13 protein-coding genes are annotated in these 16,077 nt (G+C 47.0%); 5 read left to right on the top strand and 8 right to left on the bottom strand.

What is annotated here, in order from left to right:
- Nucleotides 1–173 precede the first annotated feature (173 nt).
- Entirely contained in the window at nucleotides 174–1,544 is a 1,371-nt protein-coding gene (locus tag ACP2WE_RS06100) for a 16S rRNA (cytosine(967)-C(5))-methyltransferase (RefSeq protein ID WP_425214705.1), read from the bottom strand.
- 297 nt (nucleotides 1,545–1,841) lie between these two features.
- On the opposite strand from ACP2WE_RS06100, the gene mraY reads away from it, so the two are divergent.
- Nucleotides 1,842–2,942 (top strand): phospho-N-acetylmuramoyl-pentapeptide-transferase, encoded by a 1,101-nt coding sequence (gene mraY / locus ACP2WE_RS06095; protein WP_425214704.1) that lies wholly within the window; start codon nucleotides 1,842–1,844, stop codon nucleotides 2,940–2,942.
- Between the two features lie 57 nt (nucleotides 2,943–2,999).
- On the opposite strand, the gene ACP2WE_RS06090 is transcribed toward mraY, so the two are convergent.
- The gene (locus ACP2WE_RS06090) at nucleotides 3,000–3,527 is read right to left on the bottom strand and encodes a pentapeptide repeat-containing protein (protein WP_425214703.1); all 528 of its coding nucleotides are present in this window, start codon (nucleotides 3,525–3,527) and stop codon (nucleotides 3,000–3,002) included.
- 289 nt (nucleotides 3,528–3,816) lie between these two features.
- On the opposite strand from ACP2WE_RS06090, the gene ACP2WE_RS06085 reads away from it, so the two are divergent.
- A complete protein-coding gene (locus ACP2WE_RS06085; protein WP_425214702.1) occupies nucleotides 3,817–5,322 on the top strand; it encodes a protein kinase domain-containing protein in 1,506 nt (501 codons plus the stop codon).
- Nucleotides 5,323–5,398: 76 nt separating this feature from the next.
- Here the strand turns inward: ACP2WE_RS06085 and ACP2WE_RS06080 are convergent, their stop codons facing one another.
- From ACP2WE_RS06080 to ACP2WE_RS06055, 6 genes are all read right to left on the bottom strand, one after another.
- The gene (locus ACP2WE_RS06080) at nucleotides 5,399–5,851 is read right to left on the bottom strand and encodes a hypothetical protein (RefSeq protein ID WP_425214701.1); all 453 of its coding nucleotides are present in this window, start codon (nucleotides 5,849–5,851) and stop codon (nucleotides 5,399–5,401) included.
- A 38-nt stretch (nucleotides 5,852–5,889) separates the two neighbouring features.
- Complete coding sequence (locus tag ACP2WE_RS06075; protein WP_425214700.1) at nucleotides 5,890–6,477, bottom strand: hypothetical protein; 588 nt, start codon at nucleotides 6,475–6,477, stop codon at nucleotides 5,890–5,892.
- 403 nt (nucleotides 6,478–6,880) lie between these two features.
- A complete protein-coding gene (locus tag ACP2WE_RS06070; protein WP_425214699.1) occupies nucleotides 6,881–7,942 on the bottom strand; it encodes a glutathione S-transferase family protein in 1,062 nt (353 codons plus the stop codon).
- Between the two features lie 117 nt (nucleotides 7,943–8,059).
- Complete coding sequence (locus tag ACP2WE_RS06065; RefSeq protein WP_425214698.1) at nucleotides 8,060–8,896, bottom strand: Cof-type HAD-IIB family hydrolase; 837 nt, start codon at nucleotides 8,894–8,896, stop codon at nucleotides 8,060–8,062.
- 108 nt (nucleotides 8,897–9,004) lie between these two features.
- Nucleotides 9,005–10,441: an aromatic ring-hydroxylating dioxygenase subunit alpha gene (locus tag ACP2WE_RS06060; RefSeq protein WP_425214697.1), complete on the bottom strand. Its 1,437-nt coding sequence runs from the start codon at nucleotides 10,439–10,441 to the stop codon at nucleotides 9,005–9,007.
- 73 nt (nucleotides 10,442–10,514) lie between these two features.
- Nucleotides 10,515–12,272: a DEAD/DEAH box helicase gene (locus tag ACP2WE_RS06055; RefSeq protein WP_425214696.1), complete on the bottom strand. Its 1,758-nt coding sequence runs from the start codon at nucleotides 12,270–12,272 to the stop codon at nucleotides 10,515–10,517.
- A gap of 647 nt (nucleotides 12,273–12,919) precedes the next feature.
- Between ACP2WE_RS06055 and bchL the strand changes: the two genes are divergently transcribed.
- The 3 genes from bchL to ACP2WE_RS06040 all read left to right on the top strand — a co-directional run.
- Nucleotides 12,920–13,777: a ferredoxin:protochlorophyllide reductase (ATP-dependent) iron-sulfur ATP-binding protein gene (gene bchL, locus ACP2WE_RS06050; protein WP_425214695.1), complete on the top strand. Its 858-nt coding sequence runs from the start codon at nucleotides 12,920–12,922 to the stop codon at nucleotides 13,775–13,777.
- 129 nt (nucleotides 13,778–13,906) lie between these two features.
- Nucleotides 13,907–15,304, top strand: a complete 1,398-nt coding sequence (locus tag ACP2WE_RS06045) for a ferredoxin:protochlorophyllide reductase (ATP-dependent) subunit N (protein WP_425214694.1) — start codon at nucleotides 13,907–13,909, stop codon at nucleotides 15,302–15,304.
- A gap of 229 nt (nucleotides 15,305–15,533) precedes the next feature.
- The coding region (locus ACP2WE_RS06040; RefSeq protein WP_425214693.1) for an ISAs1 family transposase at nucleotides 15,534–16,077 on the top strand (544 nt) is incomplete at its 3' end.

Below are 16,077 nucleotides of genomic sequence, written 5' to 3'. Positions count from 1 at the left end.
TTGATGGGGAGGAAAAAATCTATGGGGGAACTTACTTAATTAATTAGTTCGATCGATACAACGACGTTACCCAAACTATTTATATTGTTACCACATTATGTTTACAAGTTGATACAAGCAAAGACAACAACTTAATAAGTGTGTTTTAGCGGTTAAAAGGTAAATCCACAATTTTATAAATGCTGAAGTTTTGCCATAAAAAACCCATCCATATTTTGCTGATGGGGCAAGACTCTGATCCAGTTCTCTGGGGTCAGAAAATTGGTTAAGGGACTAGGAGGCTGAGGTACCGCGATCTGCCAGTCGGGATGGGTGGATAAAAATTGGCTAATTACAGCCTCATTTTCAGCAGGATGCAACGTGCAGGTGCAATAGACCAAGGTGCCACCCCGTTTTAGCCATTGTGCCGCCTGTTCGAGAATTTCTAGCTGTAGCTGTGCCAACTTGTAGGGTTCCTCGGCAGTTTGTCGCCAGCGGGCATCGGCATGACGGTGCAATGTCCCCAATCCCGAACAGGGAACATCTAACAAAACCCGATCGGCGCGATCGCAAAACTGGGGAAATTCCCGACTATCTCCTACCAAGGTTTCAATGCTTTTAAGTTGGAGGCGATCGCAATTTTCCTTCAGACGCTTAAGCCGATTTGCCGAACGGTCTAGGGCATAGATCTTGCCGCGATCGCCCATGAGTTCGGCAAGGTGCGTGGTTTTCCCTCCTGGGGCAGCACAGGCATCAATCACGACATCATCGGGCTGAGGATCGAGTAGAAGGGCAGCTAATTGGGCGCTGGCATCCTGTACAGTCCACCACCCTTGCTTAAATCCGGGTAACTGTGAGATCTCTCCCGATCCCTGTTCTAGTCGAAGGGCATTGGGAATATGAGCCAGTGCAGAGGCAGCGATCCCCGCATCAGCAAAAGCAGTCAAAACCATGTCAATATTTGCAACCAGACCATTAACCCGCAGATCGATATGGGGGGACTGATTGAACCAGTCGCATAACTGCTCGGTTTCAAGTGTCCCAAATTCTTCTATCCATAGGGAAACCAGCCAATCTGGAAAACTATATTTACTGCCTAGATCGGGAAGATTTTGCCATAGGGACTGTTCGGTTTGGGCGATCGCCACGGCACGTAAAACCCCATTCACAAAACCTGCCAAACCCGCTAATTTGTTGTGTTTTGCCAAATCAACACTAGTATTCACAGCAGCCGATGCGGGGACTTGCGCTAAGAAACAAATCTGATAAATTCCAATCTGCAAGATCGATCGCAGATCGGGATTGAGTTTGGCGTTAGGTTTGCGGGTAAATTGCAAAATTATCGAATCAAGTGTGCGTTGGCGACGGGTAATGCCATAAACTAGTTCTGTGGTTAAACGGCGATCGCTGGCAGAAACCTGATGCGTTTCCTTGTCGGTTAATGGTTGTAAGACCTGATTCAGTGCAACATCAGCATATACGCCTCGTCTTTGAATTAGACGCAGGGCGGTAAGGGTAAGCTGACGGGCGTTAAGGCTTTGAATGTTAGCGGCTACTGGAGCCATGATGTTTAATTTTCTGTAATGGTTGAAGCTTCTTTGGTTTCGATCTTTACTCCTTTAGGTGGAGATGCTCAAAAATTCTGAGAAACAGTTTTTTTTATGTAGACAAACCCTAGGAGTTTCTGATATTAAGGTCATATATTCTGGGCAATCTTAAATCATCTTAAAAGGTAAGCTCTGCGGCTCGGTAAAGTATTCAGAGTGTCGCACTCGTAGTATAGTACTGTCGCTTTGCACGCTTAGAAGGTTCAGATTGTGGTGTGCATCTGTCTAAATTTGACGTGAAGTTGGTGTGAGGAAATGGTTGATACAGGATTGCGGATAAGAAAGCGTAGGCTTCCTTCAGGTCAGAATGTTTCTTTAAGTTTGGCACTGAGCATCATCTTGCTAGTTTTAGGTATAGACATTTCCTTAAATGTGAATCTGACCTACAGTTTGCTGATTCCTCTGTTTGTTTGTGTTTTGGGTGTAATTGCACTCGGTAGTGTAGCCGTTCCTATCTTACGTCAGTTAAAGACAGGACAAATTGTGCGAGAGGATGGACCTCAAGCACACCTAAAAAAAGCAGGCACACCAACGATGGGTGGGATTTTTATCATTCCAGTTGGGATCGCTGCTGCCCTAGTTTTTTCTGGTTTTGAGCCGCGAGTTGCGGCCTGTTGTATTCTCACCCTCGCATTCGGACTAGTTGGGTGGTTAGATGACTGGCAAATCCTTCGCCGCCACTCGAATAAAGGGATTTCTCCAAAAACTAAGCTGGCTTTACAGGCTATCTGCGCGATCGCTTTTTGTACTTGGATGGGTTTGACCCAAGATTGGCAATCGTTTAGCTCGGTTCACCTACCGCTTCAGTTAGTTTTACCCCTTGGTATTCTCTTTTGCCCCCTAGCGATCTTTGTGATCATGGGCACTACAAATGCCACAAACTTAACCGATGGGTTGGATGGTCTAGCGGGTGGTACGGGTGCGATCGCACTTCTCGGTATGGCAATGTTACTTTTCCCCGAGCAGCCTCAACTCGCTATCTTTAGTGCTTGCATGAGCGGCAGTTATTTGGGCTTTCTGTGGTTTAACCGCAATCCTGCCAGTGTGTTTATGGGGGACACGGGTTCGCTAGCTCTAGGTGGAGCACTTGCTGCTGTAGCTCTACTGGGCAATATGTTGTGGGGCTTGCTGATCGTCGGGGCAATTTTTGTCTGGGAGTCCATCTCTGTGATTGCCCAAGTCTCTTATTTTAAGGCAACCAAACGCTCAACGGGTGTGGGTCAGCGTCTATTCAAAATGGCTCCTTTTCACCACCATCTAGAGTTAAGCGGCTGGCATGAAATCCATGTTGTCAGAGCTTTTTATATCGTTGGTGTCATGCTAGTAATCTTTGCGTTGATGCTGAAATTTCTCTAGATTTTCACTACCATAGCAATCCTTAAAAGCAGGGCAATTTATTGCCCCTGCTTTTGTTTAATCACATCCTAGCGATTCACGGGTACTCACCCCTGTCTTAGAATTGACGCCCTTGGCTTTGGTACACAACCACTTAATCTGAGCGCCATCGAGAATAGCCTCGCTAAAGTCAGCCCCTGTAATATTGACGAAATCGAAGGTACTGCGTAACAAAATCGTATCGACCAAAATGGCATCGCTCAGATCGGCTTTGGCAAAATCAGTTTGATCGAGCATCCCACCCGTAAAATCTGCCCCATGCAAGTTGGCATTGCGTAAAATCGATGCACTAAAGATGGCGCCTCGCACATCAGCATTGGTAAAGTTTGCACTTTCCATATTGGCATTCGCAAAACCAGAGCCCGCCAGTTCTTGCCCCGAGAAGTCTCGCCCTTTTAACGCCCCATGACTAAACGATAGGGGTTTTGCCCATGCCGAGACCTGCCATTGGGGGATCAGTTGCGAGAACGATAAAATGGCGATCGCTAAAAAGATTGGCAAAAAAATTGTCCAGAGCGAAATTTGGCGATGGTGTAAGCGATTCATGCTATAAAACGTTTAAATTTAAGATCGTAATATTGGTTGCTAAGTCCTGCGATCGCCTGTATCTTTCCATCAGGTCAGTAGTAAACTCAGGGATCGGAGATTTCCGTATCCTAGCATCGCCTTAGAATTAGCTGCGGACTACAGGTATTTCTTCGGTTTTCTCAAGTTAAGGAACGCGACAATTTGGCAATCGGCGATCGAGGTTCAGTGTTTATGCCGATCGTAGATAACGAACTGCTGCCCAAAGCCCCTGTATAATCGGATCTCTATCACTATCTCCTCATAAACAGTGGATATCTACTGCACTCGCCCCAATTGCCCAAAGCCAGTCAATGCATGTCCAGACTTGGATACGGGTGGCACGATCAAAACCATTAGTCAAAAATTTTGCGTGACTTGTGGGATGCCGCTGTTTTTAGCAGGTCGCTATCTCACCGAAAAACCTTTGGCAAGAGGGGGCTTTGGCGCAGCCTATACGGCACGCGATCGCTACACTCCCGCCATGAGACGTTGCGTGGTCAAGCAACTAATGCCACTGGGGCTAACTGGGCAGCAACTGGAAATTGCCAAGCAAATGTTCGATCGCGAAGGAGAAGTCCTCGAACGTTTGGGTACACATCCCCAAATTCCAGATTTACTTGCCTTTTTTGAAGTCCAAGCTGGCAAGGACAATTTCTTTTATCTCGTCCAAGAATTTATTGACGGCTTTACGCTCGAGCAATTAGTCGAACAGCATGGTGCGATCTCTGAAGCCGATGTTGTAGAAATTATGAATAGTTTGCTGCCTGTTTTGCAGTTCGTGCATGAGAATGGCTCGATTCATCGCGACATTAAGCCATCGAATATCATGATTCGCAAAGCCGATCAAACCTATTTTCTCTTAGACTTTGGGGCAGTTAAGCAAGTAACTGCCGCTGCCGCAGGACAAAAATCTACAGGGATTTTCACACCGGGGTATGGCGCACCCGAGCAGATGCGCGGCGATAAAGTCTTTCCTTCTAGCGATCTTTATGCCTTTGCCGTCACTTGTCTGTATTTGCTAACGGGTAAGGAACCTGACGATCTTTTTGATGTAAATACAAATAAATGGAATTGGCACAGCGCGATCGCGGTTAATCCCGATTTGGTCAGATTACTAGATCGAATGCTAGAAACTGCGCCAAATTTGCGCTTTGAATCTGCCAAGGATGTTTTAGATGCCCTCAAGCAAATCTATACCCCCACATCTCAAACTCTCGCTCAACCCTCCCAAACTTCTATTTCCGCCCCTTCGCAGGTTCCTGTTTCTGCTCCCCCTCCTGCGGCGGTTACGCCTCCTCCTGCACCTGCCTCGCGTCGGGTTGCTGGAACTTCTCCCCCGCCTGTGCCAGCCGCGCGTCAAGTTCCAGCAAGTCCCTCAGCCACCCCTTGGGTGCTGTCAGCTCCTTTAGGAAACCAGTTGTTTGCCGCATTCTTGATTGGGTTTGAGGGGATGCTTTTAGGGCTAGTAGCGTATTATGTGGGCTTTGCCCAAATCGGGATGCAGCCAAGTCTGTTAATTTTAGGGGGGGTGATGCTGTCAATTCTCTGGTTGCGCATCAGTCAAATTTTAGATAATAAAGACCTCCTAATTTTTGTGGATGTCGGAACTGTCTTGGTTGTGGTCGGTTTGCACTTTTTTACCAAGCTACCTCAGTTACAGAGTCTTCCTAGCTTAGAAAATATGGCGCTGATGAGCGCGATCTCAGGATTTGCCACAGTTACCTGTATGGCACTGTTTCGGTTGATCTTTCAGCTTCTCTATTCATTTCTGTGAGCTTACGGGATTGAGACAGCGATCGCAGCCATGTCTGTTTTTCGATCTCAAATTGGCGTTAAGTAATTTCATGGCGCTAATCTGAATTGTAGAGAATTTCTCGCTCTCTAAGATGCATCTTACGACCCCATTCTTTAATCCATTGAAATGAAACCAAGTTGAGTAAAAGCCCGATCGCGAACAAAATTGCCATTAGTGCAATCTGATACCAAATAATCGGTTGAACCATCAAATCAGCGACAAGATGGGAGAAATTTAGTAGGGAGTAAACCACAGTTAAGCCAAAATGAACCCATCGATAACGCCTTGATTCCATAAGCGAAGTTCCAATAATGGCAGCCATGGGCAGCACAAAAAAGCCTAGCATCAACCACAGGATCGGATCGATTTCTGCCAATGTTTGAGAATGGGAATTTGCCACACCTAACCCATGAAACAGAGGCATTAAGCCCAAGTCCGTGTGAAACAGCAGACCCAACAAGAACACAATCCAGAGGTTAATTATTTTCTCTTGAGATTTGATTGCCATGATGCTTTACGCTCCTTCTAAAGTTTGAATTCCAAGTTTTAATTCCAGTTGCACAATTGCGAGGGGGAGGTCATCAGAGGTTTCCTGTATTGATAAAATCCCTCGGTATCCAATCCTGCATAGCGGAACAAGATCCAGTCCGTACGTCCCATTCCCCCATGAGACGTGCGAACGATCTTGCCACGATCGAGGGTTAAATGACCTGCTTCATCCCATTTAAAAGCAGTTTGAGGAATGACAGTCCACTCTCTACCAGCCCAAGATATTGCTAGGGCTTCTCCTGTAACTATTGTGCCATCTACTTTCCCGCGCAGACAGATCAGCTCATCCGAGTGCGGATAGCCATAATATCCATCCAAGCGATCGCCAATCTTGGCAAAGTTGAAACATACCCCTGCCCCATTCCGCCAATCATGCGGTTGCGGTTTCGTGCAAAATTGGTAGTTGCCATCTGCCAAAGTCGCGATCGCAGTTTGACCATTTGCCAGAAGGTTGACAGGGAAATGCGACGACTCGATCGCCTGAATTTCCGCGCTATTCGCCTCATCACCACTGAGGATCGCACCTGTTAATAATGCGATCGCGGCTATCCCAACTAGTTTTAAGAGACTATTTCGATGCCACATAGCCATCCTCCCTTCTTGATTGAGGAAGTTGTAAGAATCTAGTTCCAATCCTTTTGCAATGGGAGGGTTAGGGCGGGGAATTCCCCTTTATGTCCCTACCCCTAACTACACAGCAGGTTTAGGGTTGAGCGCCAGCCATAGCAGCAATACTAAAAGGAGGAAGCCAAACTTAACGATTAGGTAGATAATGCCATTTGTAACGGGGAAAATTTCCATAACCTTTACCTCTCTACACGCGACTCTTCGCGAGGGATGTTTTGAGGCATATAGACTGAAATCCACAGTGAAAGTTGCGAAAGTTGTGTTTTGGTTTTGCCTCTTTCTCCCTTCACCCTTATTATCTCCCAAAACTAAGGGATCGCAGCAGTAGATCTGGGCAGCGCTCAACCCCTTCTTGTAAGTCTTAATTTTTGCTCGACAATCGATCGCGATCGTGGGGTGCGAGTAAATTGGTCACATCGGGACCAAGGGGAATAATGCCGCCCGGATTGAGCGGAAAGAGATTGCCGTAATAGTCGCGCTTCACGCTTGCAAGGTCGCAAGTGGCAGCAATACCAGGGATCTGATACAGGTCGCGCAGGTAAGCACCGAGGTAAGGATAGTCCTGAATTCGGCGTTGATTGCACTTAAACAAACCATAGTAGGCAATATCAAAACGAAATAGCGTCGTGAATAAGCGGACATCTGCCAACGTCAGGCGATCACCACATAAATACCGATTGGATTCCAGAACCCCGTCTAGTTCGTCGAGGGTGGTGAATAATTCTCGGCAAGCGAGATCGTAGGCAGACTGCGTTTGGGCAAAGCCGCAGCGATAGACGCCATTGTTGACAGCGTTATAGGTCTTTTCGTTGAAGCGATCGATCTGTTCTCGCAATTCTAGAGGGTAGAGATCGAGGTCGGGATACTTGGCAAACTGATTTAGCTCAGCATTGAGCATCACAATAATCTCAGCGCTTTCGTTATTGACGATCGCCTTAGTTTGCTTATCCCATAACACGGGAACTGTACAGCGACCGCTGTAGCCGGGCTGCGCCAATTCATATAACTCTGCAAGGGTGCGACAGCCTTGTTCGGGCTGGTTCAAGATCCACCCGCCTTCTTCGGGGGCAGGTGACACGATCGAGAGGGAGATGGCATCTTCTAAACCCTTCAGCGTTCTCACTACCAAGGTGCGATGCGCCCAAGGACAACTCATGCCCACATAGAGGTGATAGCGATCTGCGGCAGGTTCGTAAGTACCATCGATATGAATACTGTGATGAAACTGAGTCGCAGGACGAATATAGGCTCCTTGGCGATCGCGTGGGGCAAGATTTGACATCATCACCCGCCACATCGTCGTCCACACAAACTTACCAAACTTGATGATGGGCTTAGGGGGTAGGGATTTGCCCTTTTTTTTAGGAAGAGCGGCATTACTGGAATTTTCGCTATCCGTTGGGGGTGGAGGAACTTGTGTCATGGGGGTAGATATCAGAAAAAGTGCAGGAAATAGGTTTCTCCAGCTTAACGAATATTCTTTGCCTTGCTTGTAGAATTGCTGAATCGACCTTGCAAAACTAAAATTACAAAACTAAAATTACAAGACGAACTTGGCGATCGCTGCCGCAACACCATCCATTTCCACGCTGGGGGCTATCCAGTCAGCTTTTTCTTTTAAGGCATCGGGAGCATTGCCCATGACCACGCCCAGACCAGCATATTCAATCATTTCCAAATCGTTGAAATTGTCACCGATCGCCATAACTTGGGTGCGATCGAGTCCCAAGATATTCTCGGCGAGATGTTTGACCGCTGTGCCTTTATTGGCGATTGGATTGGTTGCCTCAAAAAATGTTGCTACCGATTTGGTGAGATACAGTTCGCCCGATGCATAGCGATTTTTGAGTTTTGCCAGCATTTCGGTAATTAGATCGGCGCTATCGCTTAATGCCAAAATCTTTGTGGGAGGATTTTCGGCTGAGTTGGCGATTAAAAACTCGCGCAAGTCGCCTACGGGAATAGCCTCTACTTTGGAGCGTTCGGCATAGGCAGCAGATTGGGGCGTCATTTCCTTTACATACAGCTTGTCGTTGACATAGAGATGTACGGACAGCCGATCGGCGGTGGAAAATTCGGCAAAGTCATCAATCAGGGTGAGGGCATGGGTGAGGTCTACAGGCCAGTGACCGACCACATTTTGAGTTTGTGGATCTTTAATCAGGGCACCTTGGTAAGAGATTAGAGGAAGATCCGATGCGATCGCTTCGTGAAAGCGCAGTGCCGAACGATACATGCGTCCAGTGGCGATCCCAACTCTTACCCCTTTTGCTTGAGCCGCCTTAATCGCTTGTTTTACGGGCTCGTTGACCTGATTGGCATCACCACTGATCGTTCCGTCAATATCTACCACGACCAGTTGAATTGATTGTTTCATGACTCAGATCGAATAGTTGTACTTTATAGATTTACCTGCTCTTACCTAGAACTATAGATGAACTTATGAGTTCTAGAACCTAACCACATAAACACTTTAGGATAACATTCATGATTTTTTGGGTTTGTCGGGAAGATTGCGGGGTGCGATCGCTTGTCCATCGTAAAAACGTCTTTCCAGCTTGCTCAGACCGTACCATGCGGCTCCTGAAATCAACGTTATTAGGATGAGGAGAATTCCGATGGGAGTTGAAAGTTGAGCGTGGAGGAATGTAAATAGAGAAGTACTTGCCCAAGCGATCGCACCCAAGATCGCCATAACTAGTTTGAGCCTTTGGATGTTCTTGAGTGCGGCGCTACAACTGGCACATTTGACTGTATGGGAATGATAGCGATCTAAGAGAACCTCTGTGGGAATTGTAGGCGGCAAGGGTTGTCCAGTAAAGGGATCGGCATGATATTGATTTACCCAGTTGCGCAACTCAGTGACAAAGCGATCGGCTCCTGTGGGTAGATAAAATGCTTTTGCGAAATTTGCGCTTCCTCCCTGTGCCTCTAGATAACGCTCTTGAAAGTGCAAAAAGATTTGGTCGTCTTCCAAAATCGCATTCTGGTTGGTATGGGAATACCAACGGGGGGCAAGTTTCAGGAAAAACGCTGGAACTTTAGAGGCGAACTTAAATGGAAATATTGCAAACAAACGACATTCGCCTTTACGAATCGGCGTAGCGTAGACTACTGTGAGCGTTCTACCAAATTGTTTAGAGGTGAGATCGTGCCACATTAATGAGGGCGCGATGAATGTGGTGTCTTGTCTTCCCAATTTTCCCCGCCGAGGGCCTTCTGCCCAAGTACCGACAAATCCCTGTTTACTTGACGCTACTACCTCTAGATCGGCAGGACTGGCATTGGCACGATTGCCAACGGAACGATGATGGGTAAAGGGAAGATGACTGGAATCCAGTACGTTCTCTAACAGGGTGAGCGCGTCATAGGGCAGGTCGCGAAATGTTGTGAGACAGATCCACTCGTCTGGCGTCTCTAAGAGTGGCTGGATCGTGGGAACCTTCGTTTTTAAGGCATTCTCGGGCGGACCTGCATAGACAAAGAGCAAGCCCTGTCGAACCATGCAGGGTAATGTCTCGGCACAGGCACGTTTAGACTTTTGGGCTGTACCATTTTCGGGCTGTTGGGGAATGCGATCGCAGGAACCATCCCCTGTAAAAGCCCAGCCATGGTAAGGACATTCTAGCAAGCCCTCTTCGGTAATTCTACCCTGAGAGAGAGGTGCAAGACGATGGGGACAGCGATCGGCAAACACCTGCCAAGTTTGAGCCTGTGTATCCCACCAAATCACCAAATCTCTCTCTAAAAGCGTAAATGTGGCTAGTTTTGCTTTATCTAAATCCTCTACGTAAAAGATGGGATACCATGCTTCTTTGCAGTCAAACTGCGTGGGATCGCTTCCCCCTGCGGGAATCGTACCAGTTTCTAAAAGATTCGATCCGATCGCGCCATCTGCCAAAGTTGTCGTAGAAGTTGTCATGAGAAATTGTGAAAGCTAGGAAATTCCAAAAATAGCCTAACCCATTATCTTAATTCTTGGTGCTCGATTGGCTCTACCTTTTGACAGGTTGTCGTTGTCTTGGTTGGGGCTGACGCGATCGCGGGTACTCAGACGGACGCTTTTTCTTGGGCTCAGGTTTAAACCATACCTTCCATACCCAATCGAGAATGCTATCGAGCAGGGTCGCCAATTCTAAAGCAGCTTTACCGATCTGACGGACAATGCCTGATTTTCTCGGTTGGGCAGGCTTAGTTCTGCGGCGCTGAGGGGCTTGACGTGGTCTAGATTCAGGCGAACCCATTTCTGAGCGACGGATGACTTCGCGCGACTGTGAATTTTGGGATGGACGGCGGGGGGAGTTCGATGGTGTTCTGGAATACCCTTGAGAAGTGCCATTGGATAGCTGCGATGATGAATATAGATTCGATCGCTCGTTATAGGATGGCTGATAGAATTCATCATCTGCCGAACTGGGCAATACTGGGCGAGGGGCTGTACGGGGTAGCACAGGCATTTGAATTTCCTTATGGTTCGCCAGCGGATTGGGGCGGAGGCTGCGAGGCTCGCGGTAAGAGGCATTGGCAAGATGGGTTTCCAATTCCTTGGTGTTGGGAATTTGGCTCATGACCACATTCGTTTCAAAAATTTCCACGATGCGCTTTTCTGGCATTTCAGGAACGGCGATCGCTGGCCAATCCTCCTCGACAAAATCTTCGATGAAGGGTTCGTTGACAATGCCCTCTAGCGACCAGTAGCGCATGGCTTTTGCTGCACCTAGCCGCAGGCAATTCCCCGCATGATCGAGAATTAAGGCTTTGTTCCCATTCTTGGGACGCAGCCCCCGCCCAATCATTTGTAGATGTAGCGCCACAGACTGAGTGGGACGGCAAAGCTGTACGACTTCGATTTCAGGCATATCGAAGCCTTCCGTAAATAGATTGACATTGGTGAGAACTTTGGTAACACCTTTACGAAAGCGATCGAGCGTGGCAAGACGGTCTTTGGTGGGGGTGTCACCATCAATATGTTCGGCTGGAATTCCCGCTTCTTGGTAACTCATGGCGATCGCTTTGGAATGCTCGATATTGATCGCAAAGGTGACGCACTGCCGACCTAGGGCATATTGCTGGTAGGTACTGACGGCTTGCCCTGCTACATAGCGTCTGTCGATCTGTTCTGCCAAATCTCCTTGATTAAAGTCTCCCCCCGTGATGCGGATGCCTTCTTGGGGCAAAAAGCTCTCTGGAGCCAAGACATCATAGTCAGCAAGAAAGCCCCAACCGATCAACTCGTGGGTGTCGGGGCCTAATACCAAAGATTGATACACCTCTTGAAAACCCTGCCCATCCAAGCGGCAGGGCGTAGCAGTCACGCCCAAAATGTAAGCATCGGGAAAGTAGGTCAAAATTTTGAGATAGCTGGGGGCGAGCGATAGATGCGCCTCATCAACAATTACGAGCTTGACATCCAATAGCTGAAACTGTCGTTGTTCTAGCCGTTTGACCAATGTTTGCACCGAAGCACATTGAATCAGTAGGTCTAGATTGAGCGGCTGTCCTGCCTTGATCGTACCAACGGGTTGCCCCGTAATTTTTTCTAAGGTTTTTTGCGATTGCATCAGCAACTCTTCGCGGTGGGCAAGCACTAAGGACTGTTCGCCGCGATCGCAGAAATGCTTGACAATCTCGCTAAATGTGCGCGTTTTCCCCGATCCTGTAGGCATGGACAATAGGACTTGTCGCCTGCCTGCCTGCCATTCGCCATAGATGTCTTGGATAGCTCTATGTTGGTAGTTGCGAAGCTTTGACATATTCAATCGTCCCAGTTTCTGACAATTCGTCCGATAGCATACTAGATGATCGCTTGAATGTCGCTGTTCTCAAATTTTTAATGTTTTTAGGGGCTTTTAGCTGACTTCTGAATTTCTATTTCTGAATTTTCTGCGAAGATACTTTTCCAAACCCGTTTCAACTCCCCAAAAATTCTCCAGAATTATTTCGGGTTTATCGATCCCCAATTGCCCATGCCCGATCGCCATGCTCGAATTTTGAAAGACAAAGCGATCGCAGCTATCACTCATGAAAAGGTTCACAACATGTAATAAAAAAATTCACGATTACCAAATCCCGTGAATCAGGCTTCAATCTAGGTGCAAGCCTAGAAGCAAGGAATATCGTCTGAGCTATTTTAAGCTTTTATACTTGAAATACTTATTCTGATTAGATTTCAATATTTTTGTTTTTTGTTTTATATTCTATATAATTTAAAACACAAAATCCTAAAAAAAGGATTTATCGGGTTTGAGCGCTATTCAGAGATGCTAGGCTTTCTCAGAGAGTTATATGAATCTTTAGAAACTGAATTAGGCATAGATCTGATTTTCTAGAGTCTTTTCTTTCACCCGCGCATAGTCAATAATTCATTCAGATCAACTTAGGAAGCATTGGAGCATACAACGTGAAATTAGCAGTCTACGGAAAAGGTGGTATTGGTAAGTCCACCACAAGTTGCAACATCTCCGTTGCCTTAGCAAAACGGGGTAAAAAAGTCTTGCAAATCGGTTGCGATCCTAAGCATGACAGCACCTTCACGCTAACGGGTTACTTAATTCCTACGATCATTGATACCTTGGCAGAAAAAGACTATCACTACGAAGATGTCTGGCCCGAAGATGTAATTTACAAAGGCTACGGTGGTGTGGATTGTGTAGAAGCGGGTGGACCTCCTGCGGGTGCTGGCTGTGGTGGTTATGTGGTTGGTGAGACCGTCAAACTGCTCAAGGAACTCAATGCTTTTGACGAATACGATGTGATTCTGTTTGATGTTTTGGGCGACGTCGTTTGTGGTGGTTTTGCCGCCCCCCTCAACTACGCTGATTACTGCCTGATCGTGACGGACAACGGCTTTGATGCTTTATTTGCTGCCAATCGAATTGCTGCATCTGTTCGCGAAAAGGCACGGACTCACTCGCTACGGTTAGCTGGTTTGATCGGCAATCGCACCAGCAAGCGCGACTTGATCGACAAGTACATTGACAATGTTCCCATGCCCGTTTTGGAAATCTTGCCCCTGATTGAAGACATTCGCGTCTCTAGAGTCAAGGGCAAAACCCTGTTTGAGATGGCAGAAAACGATCCAGACCTCAACTATGTCTGCGATTACTATCTCAATATTGCCGATCAACTTCTAGCCATGCCCGAAGGTGTCGTTCCTAAGGATGTCGCCGATCGCGAACTCTTCACCTTACTCTCTGATTTCTACCTCAACCCCGTCGCACCCCAAAAGTCTGAAGAACTTGACCTGATGATGGTGTAGGGAATTCTCTTTGCTTCGTTTTGAGGTTCGATCCCCCCCAGCCCCCCTTGTTAAGGGGGGAGAATCTGGAAATCCCCTTAAAACTTAAAACCTAAAACTGATAACTGATAACTGAGAACCTAGTAACTTATGACTCTTGCTGCTGAACCTCAAGCTTTGAACTTTGAGTGTGAAACTGGTAACTATCATACCTTTTGCCCAATTAGCTGTGTCGCTTGGCTTTATCAAAAGATTGAAGATAGCTTCTTTTTGGTAATCGGCACAAAGACCTGCGGCTATTTTCTCCAAAATGCGATGGGTGTGATGATCTTTGCTGAGCCTCGCTATGCTATGGCTGAGCTAGAAGAAGGAGATATTTCCGCACAGCTCAATGACTATGAAGAACTGAAGCGTTTGTGCTTGCAAATCAAACGCGATCGCAACCCCAGCGTCATAGTCTGGATTGGGACTTGCACCACTGAAATCATCAAAATGGATCTAGAAGGTCTAGCACCTCGACTAGAAGCTGAGATCGGAATTCCCGTGGTCGTAGCGCGTGCCAACGGTCTCGACTATGCGTTTACGCAGGGTGAAGACACGGTATTAGCGGCTATGGCGTCCCGCTGTCCTGAAAAAGCCCCTGAAGGCGAAAAGAAAGAAAGACTTGCAATTAGTTCTTTACTGAACTTTGGCAAAAAGAAGGAAGAAGTCGAAGCGGAAGAATCTGGCTATGTCAAACATGCGCCACTGGTTCTATTTGGTTCGCTCCCCGATCCTGTTGTCACTAACCTCACCTTGGAACTCAAAAAGCAAGGGATTAAAGTTGCTGGCTGGTTGCCTTCTAAACGGTTTACGGAGTTGCCAGCGATCGAAGAAGGCTATTACACCTGTGGCGTGAATCCCTTCCTCAGTCGTACTGCCACGACCCTGATGCGTCGTCGCAAGACAAAGCTGATCGGTGCTCCATTCCCCATTGGTCCCGATGGTACTCGCGCTTGGATTGAGAAGATCTGCTCGGTCATGGGCATCACGCCTCAAGGCTTGGAAGAACGCGAACAGCAAATCTGGGAAAGCATGGAAGACTACTTGCAGTTAATTCGTGGCAAGTCGGTATTCTTTATGGGTGACAACCTATTGGAAGTCTCTTTGGCTCGCTTTTTGACCCGTTGCGGTATGCACGTTCAAGAAATTGGCATTCCCTATATGGATAAGCGCTATCAAGGGGCTGAGTTAGAGCTTCTGCAAAAAACCTGTAATGACATGGGTGTTCCCTATCCCACGATTGTTGAGAAGCCCGATAACTACAATCAAATTGAGCGCATTCACCAACTCAAGCCCGATCTCGTAATTACGGGTATGGCTCATGCGAACCCCCTCGAAGCACGCGGCATTAATACCAAGTGGTCTGTGGAATTTACCTTCGCTCAAATTCATGGCTTTAGCAATGCCCGTGACATCCTAGAGCTAGTAACCCGTCCGCTTCGTCGCAACAACAGTCTCAAAGACTTAGGTTGGGATAAACTGGTACGCGAAGAAGCCAAGGTCTAGTTTTTATTAAAAAAAACGTCAGTTCGGGATAAGAAAACCTGAGACGCTATACATCCCAAGGATCCCCCCCAGCCCCCCTTGAAAAAGGGGGGAGAATTTACTTGTCCCCCTTTTTCAAGGGGGATGCCCGATAGGGCAGGCAGGGCTGTTTCATTCTTGAGGTAGAAGAAATAAAAAAGATAAATATAGGTAAATATATAGTTATTTACCTATATTTAGTCTGAAAGACGTGGAAAAGAGCTTAATTGACTATCTCAAAGAGATCCCCGATTTTCGTGAACGGCAAGGATGTCGTCATCCACTGTGGCTAGTCCTACTCATCATCATCATGGGTATCACAAGCGGTTATTGGGGTTATCGAGGACTAGGAAGATTTATCGAACGCCATCGACGAGACTTGATTAAATCGCTAGCAATTCCGCAAGCAAGAGTGCCCTCCTACTCAACCGTTCGTCGAGTGATGATGGGCTTAGACTATAAAGAACTGGCAAAAGTATTCAACCAATGGGCAAGTCAGTATGGCAATCTACCCAGTCATGAATGGGTAAGCATTGATGGCAAAGGACTCAAAAACACAGTGACAGACTACGATTCGGCAGAGCAAAACTTTATCAGTATTGTCTCCCTTTTCACTCACCAAAGAGGACTTGTACTCGGGGTAAAAGTGATGGAAAACAAAAAGACTAGTGAGATTACAACGGTACGAGAACTGCTAGAAATCCTAGATTTGAAAGGATTCGTGTTTACCCTAGATGCCCTGCACTGCCAAAAAA

The organism is Tumidithrix helvetica PCC 7403 (genome assembly GCF_965232925.1).
GTDB lineage: Bacteria > Cyanobacteriota > Cyanobacteriia > Pseudanabaenales > Pseudanabaenaceae > Tumidithrix > Tumidithrix helvetica.
Note: the sequence above shows the minus strand (reverse complement) of the source record. Positions and strands in the feature narration are given on the sequence as shown.

Excerpts from the sequence above, each read along its gene's own strand:
- ACP2WE_RS06100 (WP_425214705.1), bottom strand. The coding sequence starts at position 1,544 with ATGGCTCCAGTAGCCGCTAACATTCAAAGCCTTAACGCCCGTCAGCTT.
- mraY (WP_425214704.1), top strand. The coding sequence starts at position 1,842 with ATGGTTGATACAGGATTGCGGATAAGAAAGCGTAGGCTTCCTTCAGGT.
- ACP2WE_RS06090 (WP_425214703.1), bottom strand. The coding sequence starts at position 3,527 with ATGAATCGCTTACACCATCGCCAAATTTCGCTCTGGACAATTTTTTTG.
- ACP2WE_RS06080 (WP_425214701.1), bottom strand. The coding sequence starts at position 5,851 with ATGGCAATCAAATCTCAAGAGAAAATAATTAACCTCTGGATTGTGTTC.
- ACP2WE_RS06075 (WP_425214700.1), bottom strand. The coding sequence starts at position 6,477 with ATGTGGCATCGAAATAGTCTCTTAAAACTAGTTGGGATAGCCGCGATC.
- ACP2WE_RS06070 (WP_425214699.1), bottom strand. The coding sequence starts at position 7,942 with ATGACACAAGTTCCTCCACCCCCAACGGATAGCGAAAATTCCAGTAAT.
- ACP2WE_RS06065 (WP_425214698.1), bottom strand. The coding sequence starts at position 8,896 with ATGAAACAATCAATTCAACTGGTCGTGGTAGATATTGACGGAACGATC.
- ACP2WE_RS06060 (WP_425214697.1), bottom strand. The coding sequence starts at position 10,441 with ATGACAACTTCTACGACAACTTTGGCAGATGGCGCGATCGGATCGAAT.
- ACP2WE_RS06055 (WP_425214696.1), bottom strand. The coding sequence starts at position 12,272 with ATGTCAAAGCTTCGCAACTACCAACATAGAGCTATCCAAGACATCTAT.
- ACP2WE_RS06045 (WP_425214694.1), top strand. The coding sequence starts at position 13,907 with ATGACTCTTGCTGCTGAACCTCAAGCTTTGAACTTTGAGTGTGAAACT.